Consider the following 17150-nt stretch of genomic DNA (forward strand, 5'->3'; position numbering starts at 1 on the left):
TCAGTCGTCACACGCCTCGATCAACGCCTTGAGTTGGTGATCGAAGGCCTCGGCGATCATCTCGACGTCGGGCACCTCGTCGGGGCAGGTCAGGATGCCGACGTTGAGGTGTCCGTCGACGGAGAAGACGGTTATGTTGAGGGCCAGGCCGTGGAAGATCGGACCCAGCGGATAGATGGCCGCCACCTTCGCCCCACAGAAGTACATCGGGAAGTCGGGTCCGGCGACGTTGGACACCGTCACGTTGAAGACGGGCGGATGGTTCATCGACAGTTTGCGGTCGCCGTAGAACTTCATCAGCGTCGACAGCGTGGTGCCGGGTGCGAACTGCGCCCACGCACGCAGGATGTTCGCATCGATGTCGGCGTGATGCTCCTTGGCGCGGCGGGCGAGTTCCCCGGCACGTTCGAGCCGTTCGACCGGATCGGCGACGTCCGACGGCAATTCGGTGAACATGCCGGTCACCTTGTTGGTGCCGTTGACCACGAGATCGCGCTCGTCGGCGTCGTGGACCGACACCGGGACCATCGCCACCAGCGGCGACCCCGGCAGGTCACCGTGCTGGGAGAGATATTCACGCAGCGCGCCGCCGACCATCGCGAGCACCACGTCGTTGACCTTCACCCCGAAGCGATTCTTCACCCGCTTGACATCGTCGAGGGAGAGTTGGGTGGTCGCGATGCTGCGATGCGGCGAGATCGGACCGTTGAACACGGTGCGTGGCGCGGCGAAGGGGGCGGGCATTCCGGTCCGGGAGCGTGACCGGCGGAACCACTCGATCGGCACGCCGACGGTCTGTGGAAGCAGTTTGACCATCGCGATCGGTCGCTGCACGAAGTAGTTGAGCGCGCCGGAGATCACCATGCCGGTCCGGTTGGGTCCACCGGCGGTCTCGGCGACCTTCTCCGGGTCGACGTCGGGCTCGTCGGGGGTCAGGCTGCAGAGCTGGCCGAGCACCTCGGCGGTGGTGACGCCGTCGACGCTGGCGTGGTGCATCCGCAGGAACGCGCAGATCTTGCCGTCGGCGCTGCCCTCGATGATCCAGAGCTCCCACAGCGGTTTGCCCCGATCGAGGGCCTGCCCGGCGAGGTGGCCGCAGAGCTCGTTGAGTTCCTTCTTGCCCGCGGGCGAGGGCAACGCCACCCGGTGCACGTGCCGATCGATGTCGAAGTGGTCGTCCTCGACCCACACCGGGTGGTCGATGTTGAGCGCGGAGTTCTCCAGTTTGCGTCGCAACATCGGCATCGCGGCGACCCGCGCGTTGAGCTGGGTACGCATCCGGGTGAAGCTGTAGCCACCGGGAATGGTGCTCGCATCGAGTTCCATGATCCCCACGACATGCATCAACTGCGAGCGCGTCTCCAGATACAGGAACGACGCGTCCAAACCACTCAACCGCTGCACTGCGGACCTCCACTTGTCTCGGCCGAAGCACCCCGGAGCGCTTCGGCGACGCGGCCCTCTTTCGGCCCCACTCACCATTCTGCTCCCCGACCGCGGCCATCCCCACGCATTGCCCGAGAATGCGGAATTCGACCGATTCGGCGCCTGCCACCCGTAGGGTGGACACGTGTCCAACCCCGCAGACGCGCCGACCTTCGACGCCGCCGAACTCGACGCCGCTTTCGCCAACTTCCAGCAGACCGTGGCGGAGATCGGGGTCAGCCGGGACTGGGATCGCTTTGCCGAGCTGTTCACCACCGACGCCGACTACGTGGAGCACGCCATGGGCGTCATGCGTGGTCGCGAGGAGATCCGGGCGTGGATCTGGAAGACGATGACGGCATTCCCGGGCAGCCATATGACGGGTTTTCCGGCACTGTGGCACGTCGCCGACCCGTCGACCGCGCGGGTGATCTGCGAGGTGGACAACCCGATGCGCGATCCCGGCGACGGCAGCCTCATCACCGCGACCAACATCACCATCCTCACCTACGCCGGCGACGGGCTGTGGTCGCGCGAGGAGGACGTCTACAACCCGCTCGAATTCGGGGCCGCTGCGATGAAGTGGTGTGAAAAGGCTTCCGAGCTCGGTACTCTCGATGACGGCGCGGCCGAATGGATGCGCCGGATCGGGCCCGCGTTCGCCGCGCGCCGCTGATCTGCCGATCACCTGTGAGTACGCGTCCGGGCCTGGACCCGGCCGATGCCGATCGCCCACGATGGTGAACCGGGGTAACACCATCGACGTCCACAGCGACATCCGAGGGACAGCGACATCGCAAAGGCAGCGACATCACCCCAGCAACATGACCGAGAGGTCTGGTTACGACACCGTAGGTAATGACTTGGGTTCGGCCTGGTTTGTGCCGTAGCCTGTAGTGCTGACCCAACCGTGTGCGCACCGACCCCACACGTATGCGACCACCGTTCGGAGGAATCTCTATGGCACGTGCACTGACTCAACTGGAGCTCTTGCAGGAACTCGCTCCGGTTGCCGAAGAGAACGTGAACCGACACCTCAAGATCGCTCGCGACTGGAACCCGCACGACTACATCCCGTGGGACGAGGGCAAGAACTACCCGGCGCTGGGCGGCCCGGACTACGACCCAGAGCAGTCGCAGCTCAGCGAGGTCGCCAAGGCCGCGATGATCACCAACCTGCTGACCGAGGACAACCTGCCCTCGTATCACCGCGTGATCGCCGACAACTTCTCGATGGATTCGGCGTGGGGCCACTGGGTCGGCCGCTGGACCGCCGAGGAGAACCGTCACGGCATCGTGATGCGCGACTACCTCGTGGTGACCCGCGGTGTCGATCCCGCCGCCCTCGAGGCCGACCGCATGGTCCACATGACCAACGGCTACGACCCGATGCTCGCCGCCGCCGGACGCACCGACGAGATCGAGGAGCACGTCGACGAGCTCGGCATCCTGCACTCCGTCGCCTACGTCACCTTCCAGGAGCTGGCCACCCGGGTCAGCCACCGCAACACCGGCAAGGCCTGCAACGACCCGATCGCCGACAAGATGCTGCAGCGCATCGCCGCCGACGAGAACCTGCACATGATCTTCTACCGCAACATCTGTGGCGCCGGGATGGATCTCGCCCCCGATCAGACGCTGCGTGCGGTCACCGACATCGTCACCAACTTCCAGATGCCCGGCGCCGGCATGCCCAACTTCCGCCGCCACGGCGTGTTGATGGCCAAGCACGGCATCTACGACCTGCGCCAGCACCTCGAAGAGGTCGTGCAGCCCGTCCTGCGCAAGTGGAACGTGTTCGACCGCGACGACTTCTCCGCCGAGGGTGAGAAGACCCGCGAGGAACTCGCCGCCTTCCTCGAGCAGCTCGAGAAGGACACCCTCAAGTTCGAGGAGATGCGCGACCGCGCCCTCGCCCGCGAGGCCAAGAAGCGGGAGCGTCAGGCATCCTGAGCACCGCACCGACACTGACCGCACCGGCGTCCTCGACCACCGAGGGCGCCGGTTCGGCGTCTGTCCCGACCGCCCCGTCCCGAGAATCCGGACTGCGCATCGGACCGTTCGAATTGTCGAGCCCGGTGGTCCTCGCACCGATGGCCGGGGTCACCAACGTCGCCTTCCGCACCCTGTGCCGCGAACTCGAACTCGCCCGCACCGGGACGGTGTCGGGGCTCTACGTGTGCGAAATGGTCACCGCGCGAGCGCTTGTCGAGCGCCATCCGGTGACGATGCACATGACCACCTTCGGTCCGGACGAGAATCCGCGGTCGATGCAGCTGTACACGGTCGACCCGCGGTACACCTACGAGGCCGCGAAGATGATCGTCGAGGAGAACCTCGCCGACCACATCGACATGAACTTCGGTTGCCCGGTCCCGAAGGTGACCCGCAAGGGTGGCGGATCGGCGATCCCCTACAAGCGCACCCTGTTCCGCAGGATTGTCGCCGCCGCGGTGCGCGCCACCGAGGGCACCGACATCCCGGTCACCGTGAAATTCCGCATCGGCATCGACGACGAGCACCACACCCACCTCGACGCCGGGCGCATCGCTGCCGAGGAGGGCGCGAAAGCGGTTGCGCTGCATGCACGTACGGCATCCCAACGATACTCCGGGCAGGCCGACTGGGACGAGATCGCCAGGCTCAAGGAGCATGTCACCGACGTCCCGGTGCTCGGCAACGGCGACATCTTCGAGCCCGCCGACGCGGTGGCGATGATGAAGCGCACCGGGTGTGACGGCGTCGTCATCGGCCGCGGCTGCCTGGGCCGGCCGTGGCTGTTCGCCGAACTCGCCGCCGAGCTGAACGGCCTGCCCGCGCCGGCCCAGCCGACCCTCGGCGAGGTCGCGGCCATCATCGTGCGCCACGGCGAGCTGCTCGCCGACCACCACGGCGAGGACAAGGGCATGCGCGAGATCCGCAAGCACGTCGCCTGGTACCTCCGCGGCTTTCCTGCCGGATCGGATCTGCGCCAACGACTTTCACTGGTCACCACGCTTCCGGAGCTGCGTGATCTGGTGGCGACGCTGCCCGCCGACGCCCCATTCCCCGACGACGGACACGGTCCTCGCGGGCGTCAGGGATCGCCCGCCAAGGTGGCGCTGCCGGACGGCTGGCTCGATGATCCGGACGAGGACGTGGTGCCGGCCGGCGCCGAGGTGATGCACTCCGGCGGGTGAGCCGAGCCCAGGCGACTCGTGCCCTCGCCGCCGGGATCGGCGACCGGCGGAAGTGCTTCCCGGCAGAGACTAAGTAAGATGTCGCAAGGTCCTGCTGCGGCAGGTTCGAGATCGGAGCGTGCCGCACGCGTTGAACCCCGACGGCGCGGTCCACGAAAGCTTGCCGGGGGAAGAGGAACTGTCAGTTGAGTCGTTCGACGCCGAACAAGGGCGCCCAGCCGGGTGACGGTGACGACCCCGACGCTCGCCGTACCGGCGATGACCGTGGGTCGGGCTTCGCCGCGTCGGGTGAGAGCCCGCCCGCCGATCGGCTCCGCGAGCCCCGCTCCGCGGATCGGTTCGTCCGGGGGCGCAGTCGGCTGACCGTGCGGCAGCTGATGGAGCAGATGAATGCCGACGACGCGTCGGCCGGAGCATCCGACGACACCCCGACGCAGGCCATCCCGCCGACCCGCCCGAGACTTCGACGCCCGCGGTCGAGCCCGCCACCTGCGCCTGCTCCCCCGCGTGCGGATCCGCCGACCGAGTCGATTCCCCCGGTGTCGGTTCCCCCGGTCACGCGCTACGCCCCGGCCGACGTCACCCAGAAACTCCCCCCGGTCACCGACGCACCGACCGGCGTGGACCTCTCCGACCAGGCCACCGCGCGCCGTGCCAGCGAGGAGTCGCGCGCACAGGGCTCCCACGCCGCGCCGGTCGCACCCGAGGAGTTCGAACCCGTCACACCGGTCGCGCCGACGGGTGAGAGCGAGGACGCACCGGCCCCCGACACCACCACCGGCACCGACGCTCCTGCCGCCGCCACCGAACCGGCCGGCCCCCCGCTGCAGCGCACCCCGGATCTGACCGAGATGGCGCGGTCGCGTCCCCGCCGTGTGCGGGCCCGCACACGCAAGCAGGTGATGCGACGCAACGCCACGGTGACCGGTCGCATCCTGGTCGCGGTGGCTTGCGTGATGGCGCTGGTCGGCACCGGCTTCGTCTGGGGTTATCTGAACTCCAAGAACGGCGCCTGGCGCAACATCATGGCCGTCAACCCCGACGACACCAACATCCGCAACAAGAACGCCCAGTACGGCGACGAGAACTACCTCATCGTCGGCACCGACACCCGGAGCGGGCAGAACGGCGATGTCGGCGCGGGCACCACCGCCGACGTGGAGGGCGCCCGCTCCGACACCGTCATCCTCGTCAACATCCCCGCCGACCGCAGCCGGGTCGTGGCCGTGTCGTTCCCGCGTGATCTGCAGGTCGACCGGCCCGAATGCGAGCAGTGGGACAACGACAAGGGCTCCTACGGCGCGCCGCTGGGCGCCGAGACGCAGGTGAAACTCAACAGCGTCTATGCCGACGGTGGTCCGCAGTGCCTGGTGCGGGTCATCACCGAGATAAGCGGTCTGAACATCAACCACTTCATCGCGATGGACTTCGAGGGCTTCGAGAAGGTCGTCAACGCGGTCGGCGGTGTGGAGGTCTGTTCGACCCAACCGATCTACGACTACGAGCTCGGTCAGATCCTGCGCAAACCGGGCAAACAGAAGCTGACCGGCCGTCGTGCCCTGAACTACGTCCGCGCCCGCATGGTCTCCACCGAGGGCAACGGCGACTACGGCCGCATCAAACGCCAGCAGCTGTTCATGTCGTCGCTGCTGCGGTCGAGTCTGTCGAGCAACGTCCTCACCAACCCGGCGAAGCTGAATTCGATCGTCAACACCTTCATCAACTACAGCTTCGTCGACAACGTCAACACCGACTCCTTGTTGAAGCTCGCCGAATCGATGCAGGGCATCGAGGCCGGCCGGGTCACCTTCATCACCCTGCCCACCAGCGGCACCGCCACCGACGGCAGCAACAACGAGTTGCCCAACACCGACGCGATCAACGCGATCTTCAACGCCATCATCGACGATCAGCCGCTGCCCGGCGAGCAGGCCGAGAAGACCAGCTCCAGTTCGAGTGCCCGCCCGTCGACGACAACGCAGGCCGCCCCCACCAAGGTCGCGGCGACCGCCCAGAACCCCGGCAACGTCTCGCTGCGCGTCCTCAACGGCAGCGGGCGCAGCGGTGTCGCCAGCGAGGTCTCCGACCAGATGTCGGCGCAGGGATTCGACGTCCAGGGCGTCGCCGACGCGTCGGAGAACCGCACCGACACCGTCATCCGGTACGGAACCGGTTCGGAGGACTCGGCGGCCACGGTGGCCGAGATGTTCCCGGGCGCCTCGATCCAGCTCGACCGCACGGTGCGCGACGGCGTGGAGGTCATCCTGGGATCGGCCTTCGACGGGTCGGTCGGGACGGCCCCCTCGGTCGGCACGACGCTCTCGGCGTCGTCGTTGCCGCCGGCCGCCAGCACCTCGAATCTGCCCAATGACCTGGCCATCACCAATGCCGGTGACACCACCTGTTCGTGATCTGCATCACTCCGCGTGGTGGTATGCCGACCCCGCGTCGAACCGCCGATCACCGTTCACGGTGTGTTCACCCGACAGGGGACGGTGACCGCTCGACACAGGCAGTAGCCTTGATACATGCGGACCGCCTACCAGGAACAACTCCACTCACTCAACAACATCCTGGGTGAGATGTGCGACCTCGCGGGCTCGGCGATGGAGCGCGCGACCCGCTCGCTGCTCCAAGCCGATCTCGCGATCGCCGAAGAGGTCATCAGTGAGAACGACCGGATGAACGAACTCGCCACCCGCGCCGAGGAGCAGGCCTTCGGGCTGCTGGCCCTGCAGGCCCCGGTGGCCGGTGATCTGCGCGGCATCGTCAGCGCGCTGCAGATCGTCGCCGACGCCGACCGCATGGGCGCGCTCGCGCTGCATGTCGCCAAGGTCGCACGTCGTCGGCACCCCGCCAAGGCGCTGCCCGAGGAGGTCGCCGGGTACTTCGCGGAGATGGGGCGGTTGGCCGTGCATCTCGCGCGCAACGCCCGCGAAGCCCTCGATTCGCAGGATCCGCAGGCCGCCGTCCGTCTCGAAGAGGATGACGACGCCATGGACGACCTGCACCGTCACCTGTTCACCGTGCTGATGGACCGGGAATGGGAACACGGGGTGGCCTCCGCGGTCGACATCACCCTGCTCGGCCGCTACTACGAGCGGTTCGCCGACCACGCCGTCATGATCGGACGCCGAGTGGTGTTCCAAGCGACCGGTAAGACCCTCGCCGACCTCGACGCCTAGGGCGTCTCACCCCGGTCACTTCCGCTTTCGTGGTGCAGCACGCTCGGTGTGTGCTGCACCACGTTGCGTATGTGCGTGTGATACCCCATCCGAGGTCACCGATCGGTGTGCATCAGGCCCCGGCGACCGGCTAGCGTAGCTCGTCATGAGCCTGCACTCGCCCACCGACCCGGATGTCGACGCCGCTGGGGACCAAGGCAATGCCGGTGCCGGCGTGTGTGCCCGGCAGCTGCTCACCTATGCCGGGGTGATCGCGTCCCTGCTGGCACTACTGGTGATTCTCTACCTCAACATGTGACTAGCCCTCCACATACGACAAGTCCCCGGCCGCCGATGGCTTCGTGCCACTGCCAGGCGATCCGGGGACTTCGGTCGTTGCGCGCTTCCCTGCCTCAGCCGAAGCGTCCCGAGATGTAGTCCTCGGTCTCACGCTTGGTCGGGTTGGAGAAGATCGTCTCGGTGTCGTTGATCTCGACGAGCTGGCCGGGCTGCCCGACCCCTTCGAGGTTGAAGAACGCCGTCTGATCACTCACCCGCGCGGCCTGCTGCATGTTGTGGGTGACGATGACGATCGTGTAGTCCTTCTTGAGCTCGCCCATCAGGTCCTCGATGGCCAGGGTCGAGATGGGGTCGAGCGCCGAGCACGGCTCGTCCATCAGCAACACGTCCGGGGAGACCGCGATCGCGCGGGCGATGCACAGACGCTGCTGCTGACCACCGGAGAGCCCGCCACCGGGCTTGTCGAGCCGGTCCTTGACCTCTTCCCACAGGTTCGCGCCGCGCAGGCTGCGCTCGCACACCTCGTTGAGCTGCGATTTGCCCCGCACGCCCTGCAGTTTGAGACCGGCGACCACGTTGTCGCGGATCGACATCGTCGGGAACGGGTTGGGGCGCTGGAACACCATGCCGATGGTCGTACGGACGCTGGTGGGGTTCACGCCCTTGCCGTAGATGTCCTCACCGTCGAGCAGCACGCTGCCCACCGCGTAGGCGCCCGGGATCTCCTCGTGCATCCGGTTGAGCGTGCGCAGCACGGTCGACTTGCCACAGCCCGACGGGCCGATGAACGCGGTGATGCTGCGCGGCGGGACCGAGAGCGTCACGTCCTTCACGGCGTGGAACTTGCCGTAGTAGATGTTCAGGTCTTTGATGTCGAGGCGCTTGGCCATGGAACTACTTTCTTTACGGCGATGGATGAGCTTGGCGCACAGCCCCTTTCGACTGCGCTCGGCTCGGACTTACTTGGTCTTGGGGGCCAGCAGCTTCGAGAGCACGGCGGCGAACAGGTTGAGGACGGCGACGATGATGATCAGGGTGAGCGCGGCGCCCCAGTAGTAGAACGACGACGCGGGCTGACTCGCCGCCCACATGTCCTTGATGAACAGGGGCAACGAGTTCATGCCGCCCTCGAACGGGTTCGTCTTGACCATCGTGCTCGCCGGTCCGGCGAGGATCAGCACCGGCGCGGTCTCGCCCATGATGCGGGCGATGGCCAGGAAGATGCCCGACAGCATGCCCGACAGTGCGGTCGGGATGACGATGCGCATGATGGTCTTCCACTTGGGGATGCCCAGCGCATAGGAGGCTTCGCGGAGCTCGTCGGGAACGAGTTTGAGCATCTCTTCGGTGGAGCGCACGACGATCGGGATCATCAGCAGGATCAGTGCGAGGCTCACCATGAAGCCGCTCTGCCCCATCGACAACCCGATGACGAAGACGGTGAAGATGAACAGTGTCGCGACGATCGACGGCACTCCGGCGAGGATGTCGACCATGAAGCTGACCGGCTTCACCAGCCGCGACGTCGGGTATTCGACGAGCATGACCGCGGTCAGCACGGCGATCGGCACCGAGATGATCGCGGCGACGAGCGCCTGGATGATCGAACCGATGATGGCCGGCGCGACGCCCGCCCCGAACTGGGTGGTGGTGTCGATGCCGTAGGCGTCGCCGAACCACCAGTTCGGGTCGGTGATGGCACCGACGCCCTTGGAGATGACCGTCCACAGCAGCCACACCAGCGGGATGACGCCGATGATGAAGCAGCCGATGAAGATGCCTTTCGCGGAGTTGTTGCGTAGTTTCCGGCTCAGCGAGACCTCGCGGAAGGCCGTGCCGGAGGCCTTGACCGGGCCGCCCCCGGGGGTCTTGTCCATCGTGACGGTCATCCGTTCACCTTTCCACCGGCGACCGAACGGGCGATCGCATTGACCACGAATGTGAGGATGAACAGCACCAGACCTGCTGCGATGTACGCACTCTGGGTGTCGCGGCTGCCGACGAACTCGCCGACGTCGCGGGCGATCTTGGAGGCGAAGGTGTCACCGCCCTCGAACAGCGACCACTTGAGACGGCCGACGGCCGAACTCAGGATGATCATCACCGCGATGGTCTCGCCGAGTGCGCGACCGAGGGCGAGCATGGATGCGGCGATCATGCCGGAGCGTCCGTAGGGGAAGGAGGTCATCCGGATGACCTCCCATTTGGTGGCGCCGAGCGCGAGCGCGGCCTCCTTCTGGCCGCTCGGCGTCTGGCGCAACACCTCGCGGGTGATGGAGGTGATGATCGGCAGCATCATGATCGCGAGCACGATCCCCGCGGTGAAGACGGTGCCGCCGCCGGCGACCGACGTGCTGCCCGAGGAGAACAGGAAGAACCAGCCCAACGAGCTGTTCAACCATTCCGCGAACGGCGCGATGAACGGCGCGAGGATGTAGATACCCCAGAGGCCGAAGATGATCGAGGGCACCGCGGCGAGCAGGTCGATGACCGCACCGAGCGGCCGGGAGATCTGCCGCGGTGCGTATTCGACGAGGAAGACCGCGATGCCGATGGCGATCGGCGTCGCCAGCGCCAGGGCGAAGACCGACGACAAAGCGGTGGCCCGGAACAACTCCCACACACCGAAGCGCACGGAGTTGCCGTCGAAGTTCGACTGGCTGACCTGCCACTCCGAGGAAAACAGGAAGTTCGCGTTGTTCGCCGCGATCGCCGGTATGGCATCGACGATCAGTGAGATACCGATACCGGCGATCAGGGCGATGACGAAGAACCCGGTACCCCGGGCGAGATAGGAGAAGACGCGGTCGCCGGTGGCACCTCGGTGGCTACGCAGGCCCGGGTGGAGTTGCTCGTCGAGTTCTCGCTCTTCTTCGGGCGGTAACTGGTTGGGCGTTTCGGGCGGCTGCGCTCCGGGGTCGTACGGATTGTCCGTATGACCCCGGCCCGTACCGGTGGTGTCATCCACTGACATAACTCTTATCGCCTAGGGTTCGGGTACTTCGAGGTGTTTCGTTGACGTTCGCGCCGCTTACTGAATGGCGTTGATCGAGGCTTGCAGCTTCTGCTGGAAGTCACTCGGGAGCGGGATGTACCCCGCGTTGATCAGTTCCTGCCCTTGATTCTGCGGCGCCGAGGCGACCGAGAGGAAGGACTTGACGCCTTGCCCGACCGAGGTGTCGGAGTACTTCGAGCAGACAATCGAATATGTTGCCAGAACGATCGGGTAGGCACCGGCCGAGGTGGGCTTGTAGAACGACGAGGTGTCGATCACCATGTTGTGGTTGTCCGGGCCGTTCTTGAGGGTGGCCGACTCGATGGTCTTGCCGCCGGACTCCGCCGTCAACGCCACACCGCTGCGATCCTGATCGGTGATGATCTTGGCCATCGACAGGTTGTTGGACTGCGCGTAGGCCCACTCGACGTAGGCAATCGAACCCGGGGTCGGCTTCACGGCCGAACCCACACCGGGGTTGCCCTGCTTGCCCTCGCCGACACCGCCGTTGAAGGTCTTGCCGTCACCCTTGGTCCAGCCACCGGCCGCGGTCAGGTACTTCTGGAAGTTGTCGGTGGTACCCGACTGATCGGCGCGGTAGATGACGCTGATCGGGGTGGCCGGCAGGGTCTTGCCCGGGTTGTCGGCGGTGATCACCGGATCGTTCCAGGTCTTGACCTCGCCGCTGAAGATCTTGGCCAGCGTCGGGCCGGACAGTGCGAGGTCGCTGACCCCGTCGACGTTGTAGGCGACCGCGATCGGACCGAAGACCAGCGGCAGCTGCCAGGCCTCGGAACCGGTGCAACGCGCGGCGGCCTTACCGATCTCGTCGCCCTTGAGCGGGGAGTCGGAGCCGCCGAAGTCGGTGAGGCCCTGGGTGAAGTCGGAGACACCCTGGCCGGAGCCGCCGCCACCGTAGGCGAGCTCGTAGCCCGGGCAGGTCTTGGCGAACGACGTGGAGAAGATCTTCATCGCGTTGGCCTGGGCGGTCGAGCCGCTGGCCTTGAGCGACTGCTTGCCCTCGCATTTGACGTTGGCGACGGCCGACGCGGGTGCCGCGCTGGTGGTCCCCTTGTCCGCGTTACTGCTACACGCGCCGAGAATGAGGGCCGAGCTGGCCGCCATGGCGGCGACAACAGCACCTGTACGACTCAATTTCACTTCTGGTTCCTCCAGCATCAAAACACGGCAGTCGGGCCATGCGACCCTGCCCGGTCGAGCTGACCTTATGGGGCAGTGATGGACGGTCCCCCGACGAAAGGTGAACAGAAGATGAATTGGACGACTCGGACATGCCGATTCCCGTCGCCGGCTCCCCCGATCGGCGGCGTGGATCGGACAAACACCCCTCGGAGCTGGTCCGATACGTCCCATTCGGGTGCGCCACGAGCCCCGGCGCATCGACGAAACGTGCCAGTCGTCAACTGCGGCCCGTGGCCTGCTGCCGCCACTCGGGTGAGCGTGCGGTGAATGCCGGGTGGCCACCCGGTGCGCACCGGCGCAAAGCCATCCCGACGCCATCAATTTAGGTAAGGCTTGGTAAAGTCGACTCGATTCTCATGGCGACGCAGCGAACCCCCGATCCCGCACTCCCGACTCCCCGGGTCGCGATGCGACGTGGGTCGCTCCCCCGGCAATCGATTCGCAGCGCTGCCCTCGACCGCCACCACAGCCGTCGGCGTTCGGCGTTGGTCGTGGGACCCGTCGAGGTCCCGTCTGTGGCGCAGGTGCGCGAGCGGGTGCGTGCGATGGCTGCGGCCGGCCCGTTCACGCGGGTGGGCCTGCACCCCACGCCGGCGCGTGCACGATGGACCCACGATCCCGACGCCGGTGGTTGCCAGGTGCGGGCGAGCAGGGGCGGCGACGATCCGCTGCGTCTGCTCGACGAGGTCCGCAGCGGCCCCGATCGACCCCTGCGCGTCGTACTCGGTGACGAGCACATCGCCATCGATTTCGATCACGGTCTCGGCGACGCCGCACTGCTCAACGTCGTCGTCGCGGTGATCCTCGGGTCCACCGACCCGCATGACCGCCGGACGTGGAGCCGATTCGGCCACCGCACACCGCCGCTGGCGCTGGCCTCGGCCGCGATCTGCGCGGATCCACGCCGCGTGGTCGCACTGGCGCGGCTACTGCGTCGGGCGCCGTCCGAGCCCGGGGGAATCCGCACCGCCGGCGAAGCGGCCTCGCCACCCGGCGGTTCCGGCACCGCCAGTGGTGTCGACACCGCCGACGACCGCCGCCCACGCGCCACCCTCGCCCACGTCCCCGCGGCCACGGTCGCCGAACTCCGCGCCGCGCGGGACCGTGACCGTCCCGGGGTGGGGATGTACGCACTGACCACCGTCGCGCTCGTCGACGCGCTCGTCGAGGGGGGCGTCGATCTGCATCCGACGATCACCGCCCCTTTCGACGCCCGCGTCTACCTCCCCCGATCCCGGAACACGCTCGCGAATTTCTCCGCCGGACTGGCCTTTCCGGTTCCGCCCGGCAGTGACCCGGACGAACTTCAACGTGCCTTGTCGGCGTCGGCGCGGATGGGACGCCCGATCGCCAACCTGGCGATCACCTCGGTCAAGACGCTCGTGTCCGCCCGGCGCGCAGCCGACCCGCGGCCCACCGCATTCACCGATGCGCCGGTGCCGCTGCTGCATTCGAGTGTGGGCACCGTGCCGGGCCGGGATCATCGGTGGACGTGGCTCGCCGAAGATCGGGCGCGGGTGTTCTCGGTTGCCGACCCCCCGTCACCACGCGGTCTCACCGTGACGACCGCGCTCGTCGGAGGCGGGATGTCGGTGGCCGCAGCCTATTTCGATGACGCGGTGTCCTCCGCCGCGGTCGCCGACGCACTCGCCGCCCTGCCCGATCGTCTCCGTGCCCTGGTCGCGCTCACCTGAGCGCGTACCGACCGAGCACCCACACCCCAGGAGTCCCCTCATGCCCAGGAGTCCCCTCATACGTTGTCAGGTAGCGATCATCGGCGCCGGCCCGGCGGGTTTGTCGCTGGCGATGATGTTGCATCGTCAGGGTATCGACGCCGTCGTCCTCGAGGCGCGCGACGAGACGCACGTGCGTGCCCGGGTTCGCGCCGGGGTGATCGAACAGACCACCGTCGACACCCTGACCGAACTCGGCGTGGCCGACCGGCTGCACGCGCAAGCGCTGCGCCACAAAGGTTTCTACCTCCGGTTCGATCGCCACACCCACCACCTCGATTTCCACCGGCTGACCGGGCGCAACGCCTTCGTCTACGGGCAGGCCGAGATCGTCGCCGACCTCATCGACGCGCGCACGGCGGCCGGGTTGCCGCTGGTGTTCGACGCTGCCGACGTCGAGATCGGCCCGACGGACGGACCCACCACCGAGGTCACCTACACCGTCGAGGGCCGCACCCATCGCCTCACCGCCGACTTCGTCGCCGGCTGCGACGGCTTCCACGGGGTCGGCAGAACCCGGCTGCCGTCCTCGGTACGCACCATCGAACGCGTGTATCCCTTTGCGTGGCTGGGCATCCTGGCCCGAACGACTCCGGTGACCGAGGAGGGCATGTACTGCGCCCACCCCGACGGGTTGTCGGTCCACAGCATGCGCGGCACACACATCACGCGCCAGTACCTCCAGGTGCCGGCCGACACCGATCTCGCCGACTGGCCCGACGAACGCATCTGGGCCGAATTACGCAGGCGCAGTGCCTCCGACGATCATCCGGAACTGCAGACCGGAGAGATCTTCGACCGCAGCCTCGCCCCGCTGCGCAGCGTGGTCACCGAACGCATGCAGCATGGTTCACTGTTCCTGCTCGGCGACGCCGCCCACATTGTGCCGCCCACCGGCGCCAAGGGGCTCAACCTCGCGGTGTCGGACGCGAGCGTGCTGTCCCATGCCCTCGGCGTCTTCTACCGCGACGGTGACCGCACCCCTCTCGAGAACTACACCGACACCGCGCTGCCGCGGATCTGGCAGGCGCAGAACTTCTCCTGGACGCTGACCTCGGTGCTGCACCGCTTCACCGACGATCCGTTCGACTGGGGGCTGCGGCGCGCGAAGCTGAATCGGTGGGTCGCCTCCCGCGCCGAGCAGGGGGCGCTCGGCGAGGTCTACCTCGGGTTGCCGTTTCCCACCCCGTGGCGCCCGGAGTGAGAGCGGTCGCGCGCGGAACCGAGTGGTAGCGAGGGTAACTCGTCGACGTCGAGGCGCAGGACCCGGCGGCACACGGCGAGCGCCGCACGGTGATCGAGGTCGGATTCGGTGCGTGTTCCCCGCGCGTCGGTGACGATCAGCCGATAGTCATCGACGCCGCCGGTGATGCTCACGCGGCCGCCGTCGACGGGCCGGGTGGCGATGAGCGAGCCGGTGAATCGGGACCGCGGCGAGGTGCTGTGCCACCACGCCATCGCCTCGAACTCGGCGAGTTCCCGCGTGCACGGCTCCAGAAGGTAGGCCGCCGAATCGAATTCGATCCGACGCTCGGCGACCGAGTCGAGGTCGATGGGCCGGCAGACCATCTCACCACCGAATCCGACGTCGACGAGCCACTGCTCTGCGCCGACCTGCGCGCGCACGGCCATGTGCCCGAGCGGCGGGCCGAGGCCGGCCGCGTTCTCCACCCTCGCGCCGACGGCGTGTGCGTCGATGCCCAGTGCGCGCAACGCGAGCAGCAGCAGTCCGTTGAGTTCGTAGCAGATCCCGCCCCGACGGCCGTCGACGAGCCTGTCGACGATGACGCGCGGATCCACCTCGACGGGTGTTCCGAGATGAATACCCAGATTCTCGAACGGGATTCGCCGATGTTGCGCGGTGGCGATCGCGACGACGAGGTCCGCCGGGTCGGCGGCAACCTCGGTCACGCCGATCCTCGACAGATACGCGGCGGGCTGAAGCGGCGCCCCCTCACCACCCGACCAGGCATCGCTTGCGTCCACGACAACAGGATAGGCTAACCTCATCTTCCATGGCTCCCGAGGTCTTCTGGTACATCAATCCGACCGACGGTGACGTCCCGTGGGAACCGTCGCTGCGGACCGAACCCACCTTCGAGGTGATCCGTCATCAAGCCCGCACCCTCGACCGGCTCGGCTACCGCGGGGCACTGACCACCGCCCGCGAGCCGATCGCCCTGGTTCCCGAGACCGAGAACCTGCGCTTCCTGGTCCCGGTATATCCGGGGGTGAAGCCACCGGCGATGCTCGCCGAGGAGGCACAGGTCTTCGACCAGTACTCGGGCGGGCGGCTGATCTTCAATCAGGTCAACGGCGCCGACGCCGTCCTCGCCCGGTACGGCCAGTACGCCTCGAAGGCGCAGCGGTACCGGCTCTCGGCCGAATACTGGACCCAGGTCAAACGTCTCTACGCCGACGCCACCGATGCCTACGACGGCGAGTTCTTCTCCTACGGACCGCGATACAAGCCCGCGATTCCCGGCCCCCGACAGCCCGGCGGCATCGAGGTCTGGGGCACCGGCGCGTCACCGGAGGGCCTCGCGCACGCGGCCGAGGTCCTCGACGTGTACCTGTCGTTCATGTCGGCACCCGCGGACCTGTCGACGCTGTTCGCCCGGGTTCGCGACGCCGCCGCGGGCCGCGGCCGGTCACTGCGCTTCGGGGTGCTCGCCAGCGTCATCGTGCGCGAGACCGACGAGCAGGCGTGGGAGCGGTTCTCCGATCAGCTGTCCCGCACACGCCCGGAGACGGTGCTCGCGACCGCCGACCGCAACCTGCGCAGCTTCGGCTTCCCCGGGCTCGACGAGATCACCAGTCCCGACCCGCAGGTGCAGGGCCGGATCGACGCCCTGCGTGCCGGGCGCATCCCCGGGCGCGACCTACTCGAGTTCGCCCCGAACATGGCCGCCGGGCTGACCACCTGGACCGCCGCCGAACCTCCCTTCGACATCGCGGGCAAGGGCACCGGAACGTACTTCGTCGGAAGCGCCGAGAACGTGGCCCGCGCGATGAACACCGTTGCCGCACAAGCCGGTATCGACATCTGGATTCTGTCGGGCTGGCCGCTGGCCGCGGAGGCCGAGATCGCCGCCGACCTCCTGCTGCCGCTGCTCGCCGACGCCGGCCACCCCGCGGTGGCGTGACGGCC

The 17150-nt window shown here is 67.4% G+C and carries 15 protein-coding genes; 9 read left to right on the forward strand and 6 right to left on the reverse strand.

The window, feature by feature from the left end:
• A complete protein-coding gene (locus J6U32_RS24275; protein ID WP_208792504.1) occupies nt 1-1404 on the reverse strand; it encodes a WS/DGAT/MGAT family O-acyltransferase in 1404 nt (467 codons plus the stop codon).
• 166 nt (nt 1405-1570) lie between these two features.
• Here J6U32_RS24275 and J6U32_RS24280 point away from each other — a divergent pair, with 166 nt between their 5' ends.
• The 6 genes from J6U32_RS24280 to J6U32_RS24305 all read left to right on the forward strand — a co-directional run bounded on the left by J6U32_RS24280 (nt 1571) and on the right by J6U32_RS24305 (nt 8087).
• Nucleotides 1571-2101: a nuclear transport factor 2 family protein gene (locus J6U32_RS24280; protein ID WP_208792505.1), complete on the forward strand. Its 531-nt coding sequence runs from the start codon at nt 1571-1573 to the stop codon at nt 2099-2101.
• A 284-nt stretch (nt 2102-2385) separates the two neighbouring features.
• Nucleotides 2386-3378 carry an acyl-ACP desaturase gene (locus J6U32_RS24285; RefSeq protein ID WP_208792506.1) on the forward strand — a complete coding sequence of 331 codons (993 nt, stop codon included), beginning with the start codon at nt 2386-2388 and terminating at the stop codon, nt 3376-3378.
• A 140-nt stretch (nt 3379-3518) separates the two neighbouring features.
• Entirely contained in the window at nt 3519-4604 is a 1086-nt protein-coding gene (gene dusB / locus J6U32_RS24290) for a tRNA dihydrouridine synthase DusB (RefSeq protein ID WP_244333034.1), read from the forward strand.
• 185 nt (nt 4605-4789) lie between these two features.
• Entirely contained in the window at nt 4790-7015 is a 2226-nt protein-coding gene (locus J6U32_RS24295) for an LCP family protein (RefSeq protein ID WP_208792507.1), read from the forward strand.
• 117 nt (nt 7016-7132) lie between these two features.
• The gene (phoU, locus tag J6U32_RS24300) at nt 7133-7789 is read left to right on the forward strand and encodes a phosphate signaling complex protein PhoU (protein WP_208792508.1); all 657 of its coding nucleotides are present in this window, start codon (nt 7133-7135) and stop codon (nt 7787-7789) included.
• A gap of 145 nt (nt 7790-7934) precedes the next feature.
• A complete protein-coding gene (locus J6U32_RS24305) occupies nt 7935-8087 on the forward strand; it encodes a hypothetical protein (RefSeq protein ID WP_208792509.1) in 153 nt (50 codons plus the stop codon).
• Nucleotides 8088-8181: 94 nt separating this feature from the next.
• Here J6U32_RS24305 and pstB read toward each other — a convergent pair whose 3' ends face one another.
• The 4 genes from pstB to pstS all read right to left on the reverse strand — a co-directional run bounded on the left by pstB (nt 8182) and on the right by pstS (nt 12224).
• Nucleotides 8182-8958, reverse strand: coding sequence for a phosphate ABC transporter ATP-binding protein PstB (gene pstB / locus J6U32_RS24310; protein WP_014361332.1), 777 nt, complete (start codon nt 8956-8958; stop codon nt 8182-8184).
• A gap of 69 nt (nt 8959-9027) precedes the next feature.
• Nucleotides 9028-9957 (reverse strand): phosphate ABC transporter permease PstA, encoded by a 930-nt coding sequence (gene pstA / locus J6U32_RS24315; protein ID WP_208792510.1) that lies wholly within the window; start codon nt 9955-9957, stop codon nt 9028-9030.
• Nucleotides 9954-11042, reverse strand: a complete 1089-nt coding sequence (pstC, locus tag J6U32_RS24320; RefSeq protein ID WP_079930769.1) for a phosphate ABC transporter permease subunit PstC — start codon at nt 11040-11042, stop codon at nt 9954-9956. The genes pstA and pstC overlap by 4 nt, the downstream gene beginning before the upstream one ends.
• Nucleotides 11043-11099: 57 nt before the next feature.
• Nucleotides 11100-12224 carry a phosphate ABC transporter substrate-binding protein PstS gene (pstS, locus tag J6U32_RS24325; protein ID WP_208792511.1) on the reverse strand — a complete coding sequence of 375 codons (1125 nt, stop codon included), beginning with the start codon at nt 12222-12224 and terminating at the stop codon, nt 11100-11102.
• A 398-nt stretch (nt 12225-12622) separates the two neighbouring features.
• Between pstS and J6U32_RS24330 the strand changes: the two genes are divergently transcribed.
• Together J6U32_RS24330 and J6U32_RS24335 are read left to right on the forward strand one after the other, a co-directional pair.
• Entirely contained in the window at nt 12623-13960 is a 1338-nt protein-coding gene (locus tag J6U32_RS24330) for a hypothetical protein (protein ID WP_208792512.1), read from the forward strand.
• A 40-nt stretch (nt 13961-14000) separates the two neighbouring features.
• Complete coding sequence (locus J6U32_RS24335) at nt 14001-15203, forward strand: 4-hydroxybenzoate 3-monooxygenase (RefSeq protein WP_208792513.1); 1203 nt, start codon at nt 14001-14003, stop codon at nt 15201-15203.
• Here the strand turns inward: J6U32_RS24335 and J6U32_RS24340 are convergent.
• Nucleotides 15161-15985, reverse strand: a complete 825-nt coding sequence (locus tag J6U32_RS24340) for an arylamine N-acetyltransferase family protein (RefSeq protein WP_244332330.1) — start codon at nt 15983-15985, stop codon at nt 15161-15163. The two genes, J6U32_RS24335 and J6U32_RS24340, sit on opposite strands and share 43 nt — an antisense overlap.
• A gap of 29 nt (nt 15986-16014) precedes the next feature.
• Between J6U32_RS24340 and J6U32_RS24345 the strand changes: the two genes are divergently transcribed.
• Nucleotides 16015-17145, forward strand: coding sequence for an LLM class flavin-dependent oxidoreductase (locus J6U32_RS24345; protein ID WP_208792515.1), 1131 nt, complete (start codon nt 16015-16017; stop codon nt 17143-17145).
• The last annotated feature ends 5 nt before the right edge of the window (nt 17146-17150 follow it).

This window comes from Gordonia polyisoprenivorans (assembly GCF_017654315.1).
In the GTDB taxonomy this organism is placed as follows: Bacteria; Actinomycetota; Actinomycetes; order Mycobacteriales; family Mycobacteriaceae; genus Gordonia; species Gordonia polyisoprenivorans_A.

What these genes read in the sequence shown, in the direction of transcription:
- J6U32_RS24285 (WP_208792506.1), top strand. Translation starts at nt 2,386, where the DNA reads ATGGCACGTGCACTGACTCAACTGGAGCTCTTGCAGGAACTCGCTCCG.
- dusB (WP_244333034.1), top strand. Translation starts at nt 3,519, where the DNA reads ATGGCCGGGGTCACCAACGTCGCCTTCCGCACCCTGTGCCGCGAACTC.
- phoU (WP_208792508.1), top strand. Translation starts at nt 7,133, where the DNA reads ATGCGGACCGCCTACCAGGAACAACTCCACTCACTCAACAACATCCTG.
- J6U32_RS24305 (WP_208792509.1), top strand. Translation starts at nt 7,935, where the DNA reads ATGAGCCTGCACTCGCCCACCGACCCGGATGTCGACGCCGCTGGGGAC.
- pstB (WP_014361332.1), bottom strand. Translation starts at nt 8,958, where the DNA reads ATGGCCAAGCGCCTCGACATCAAAGACCTGAACATCTACTACGGCAAG.
- pstA (WP_208792510.1), bottom strand. Translation starts at nt 9,957, where the DNA reads ATGACCGTCACGATGGACAAGACCCCCGGGGGCGGCCCGGTCAAGGCC.
- pstC (WP_079930769.1), bottom strand. Translation starts at nt 11,042, where the DNA reads ATGTCAGTGGATGACACCACCGGTACGGGCCGGGGTCATACGGACAAT.
- J6U32_RS24330 (WP_208792512.1), top strand. Translation starts at nt 12,623, where the DNA reads ATGGCGACGCAGCGAACCCCCGATCCCGCACTCCCGACTCCCCGGGTC.
- J6U32_RS24335 (WP_208792513.1), top strand. Translation starts at nt 14,001, where the DNA reads ATGCCCAGGAGTCCCCTCATACGTTGTCAGGTAGCGATCATCGGCGCC.
- J6U32_RS24345 (WP_208792515.1), top strand. Translation starts at nt 16,015, where the DNA reads ATGGCTCCCGAGGTCTTCTGGTACATCAATCCGACCGACGGTGACGTC.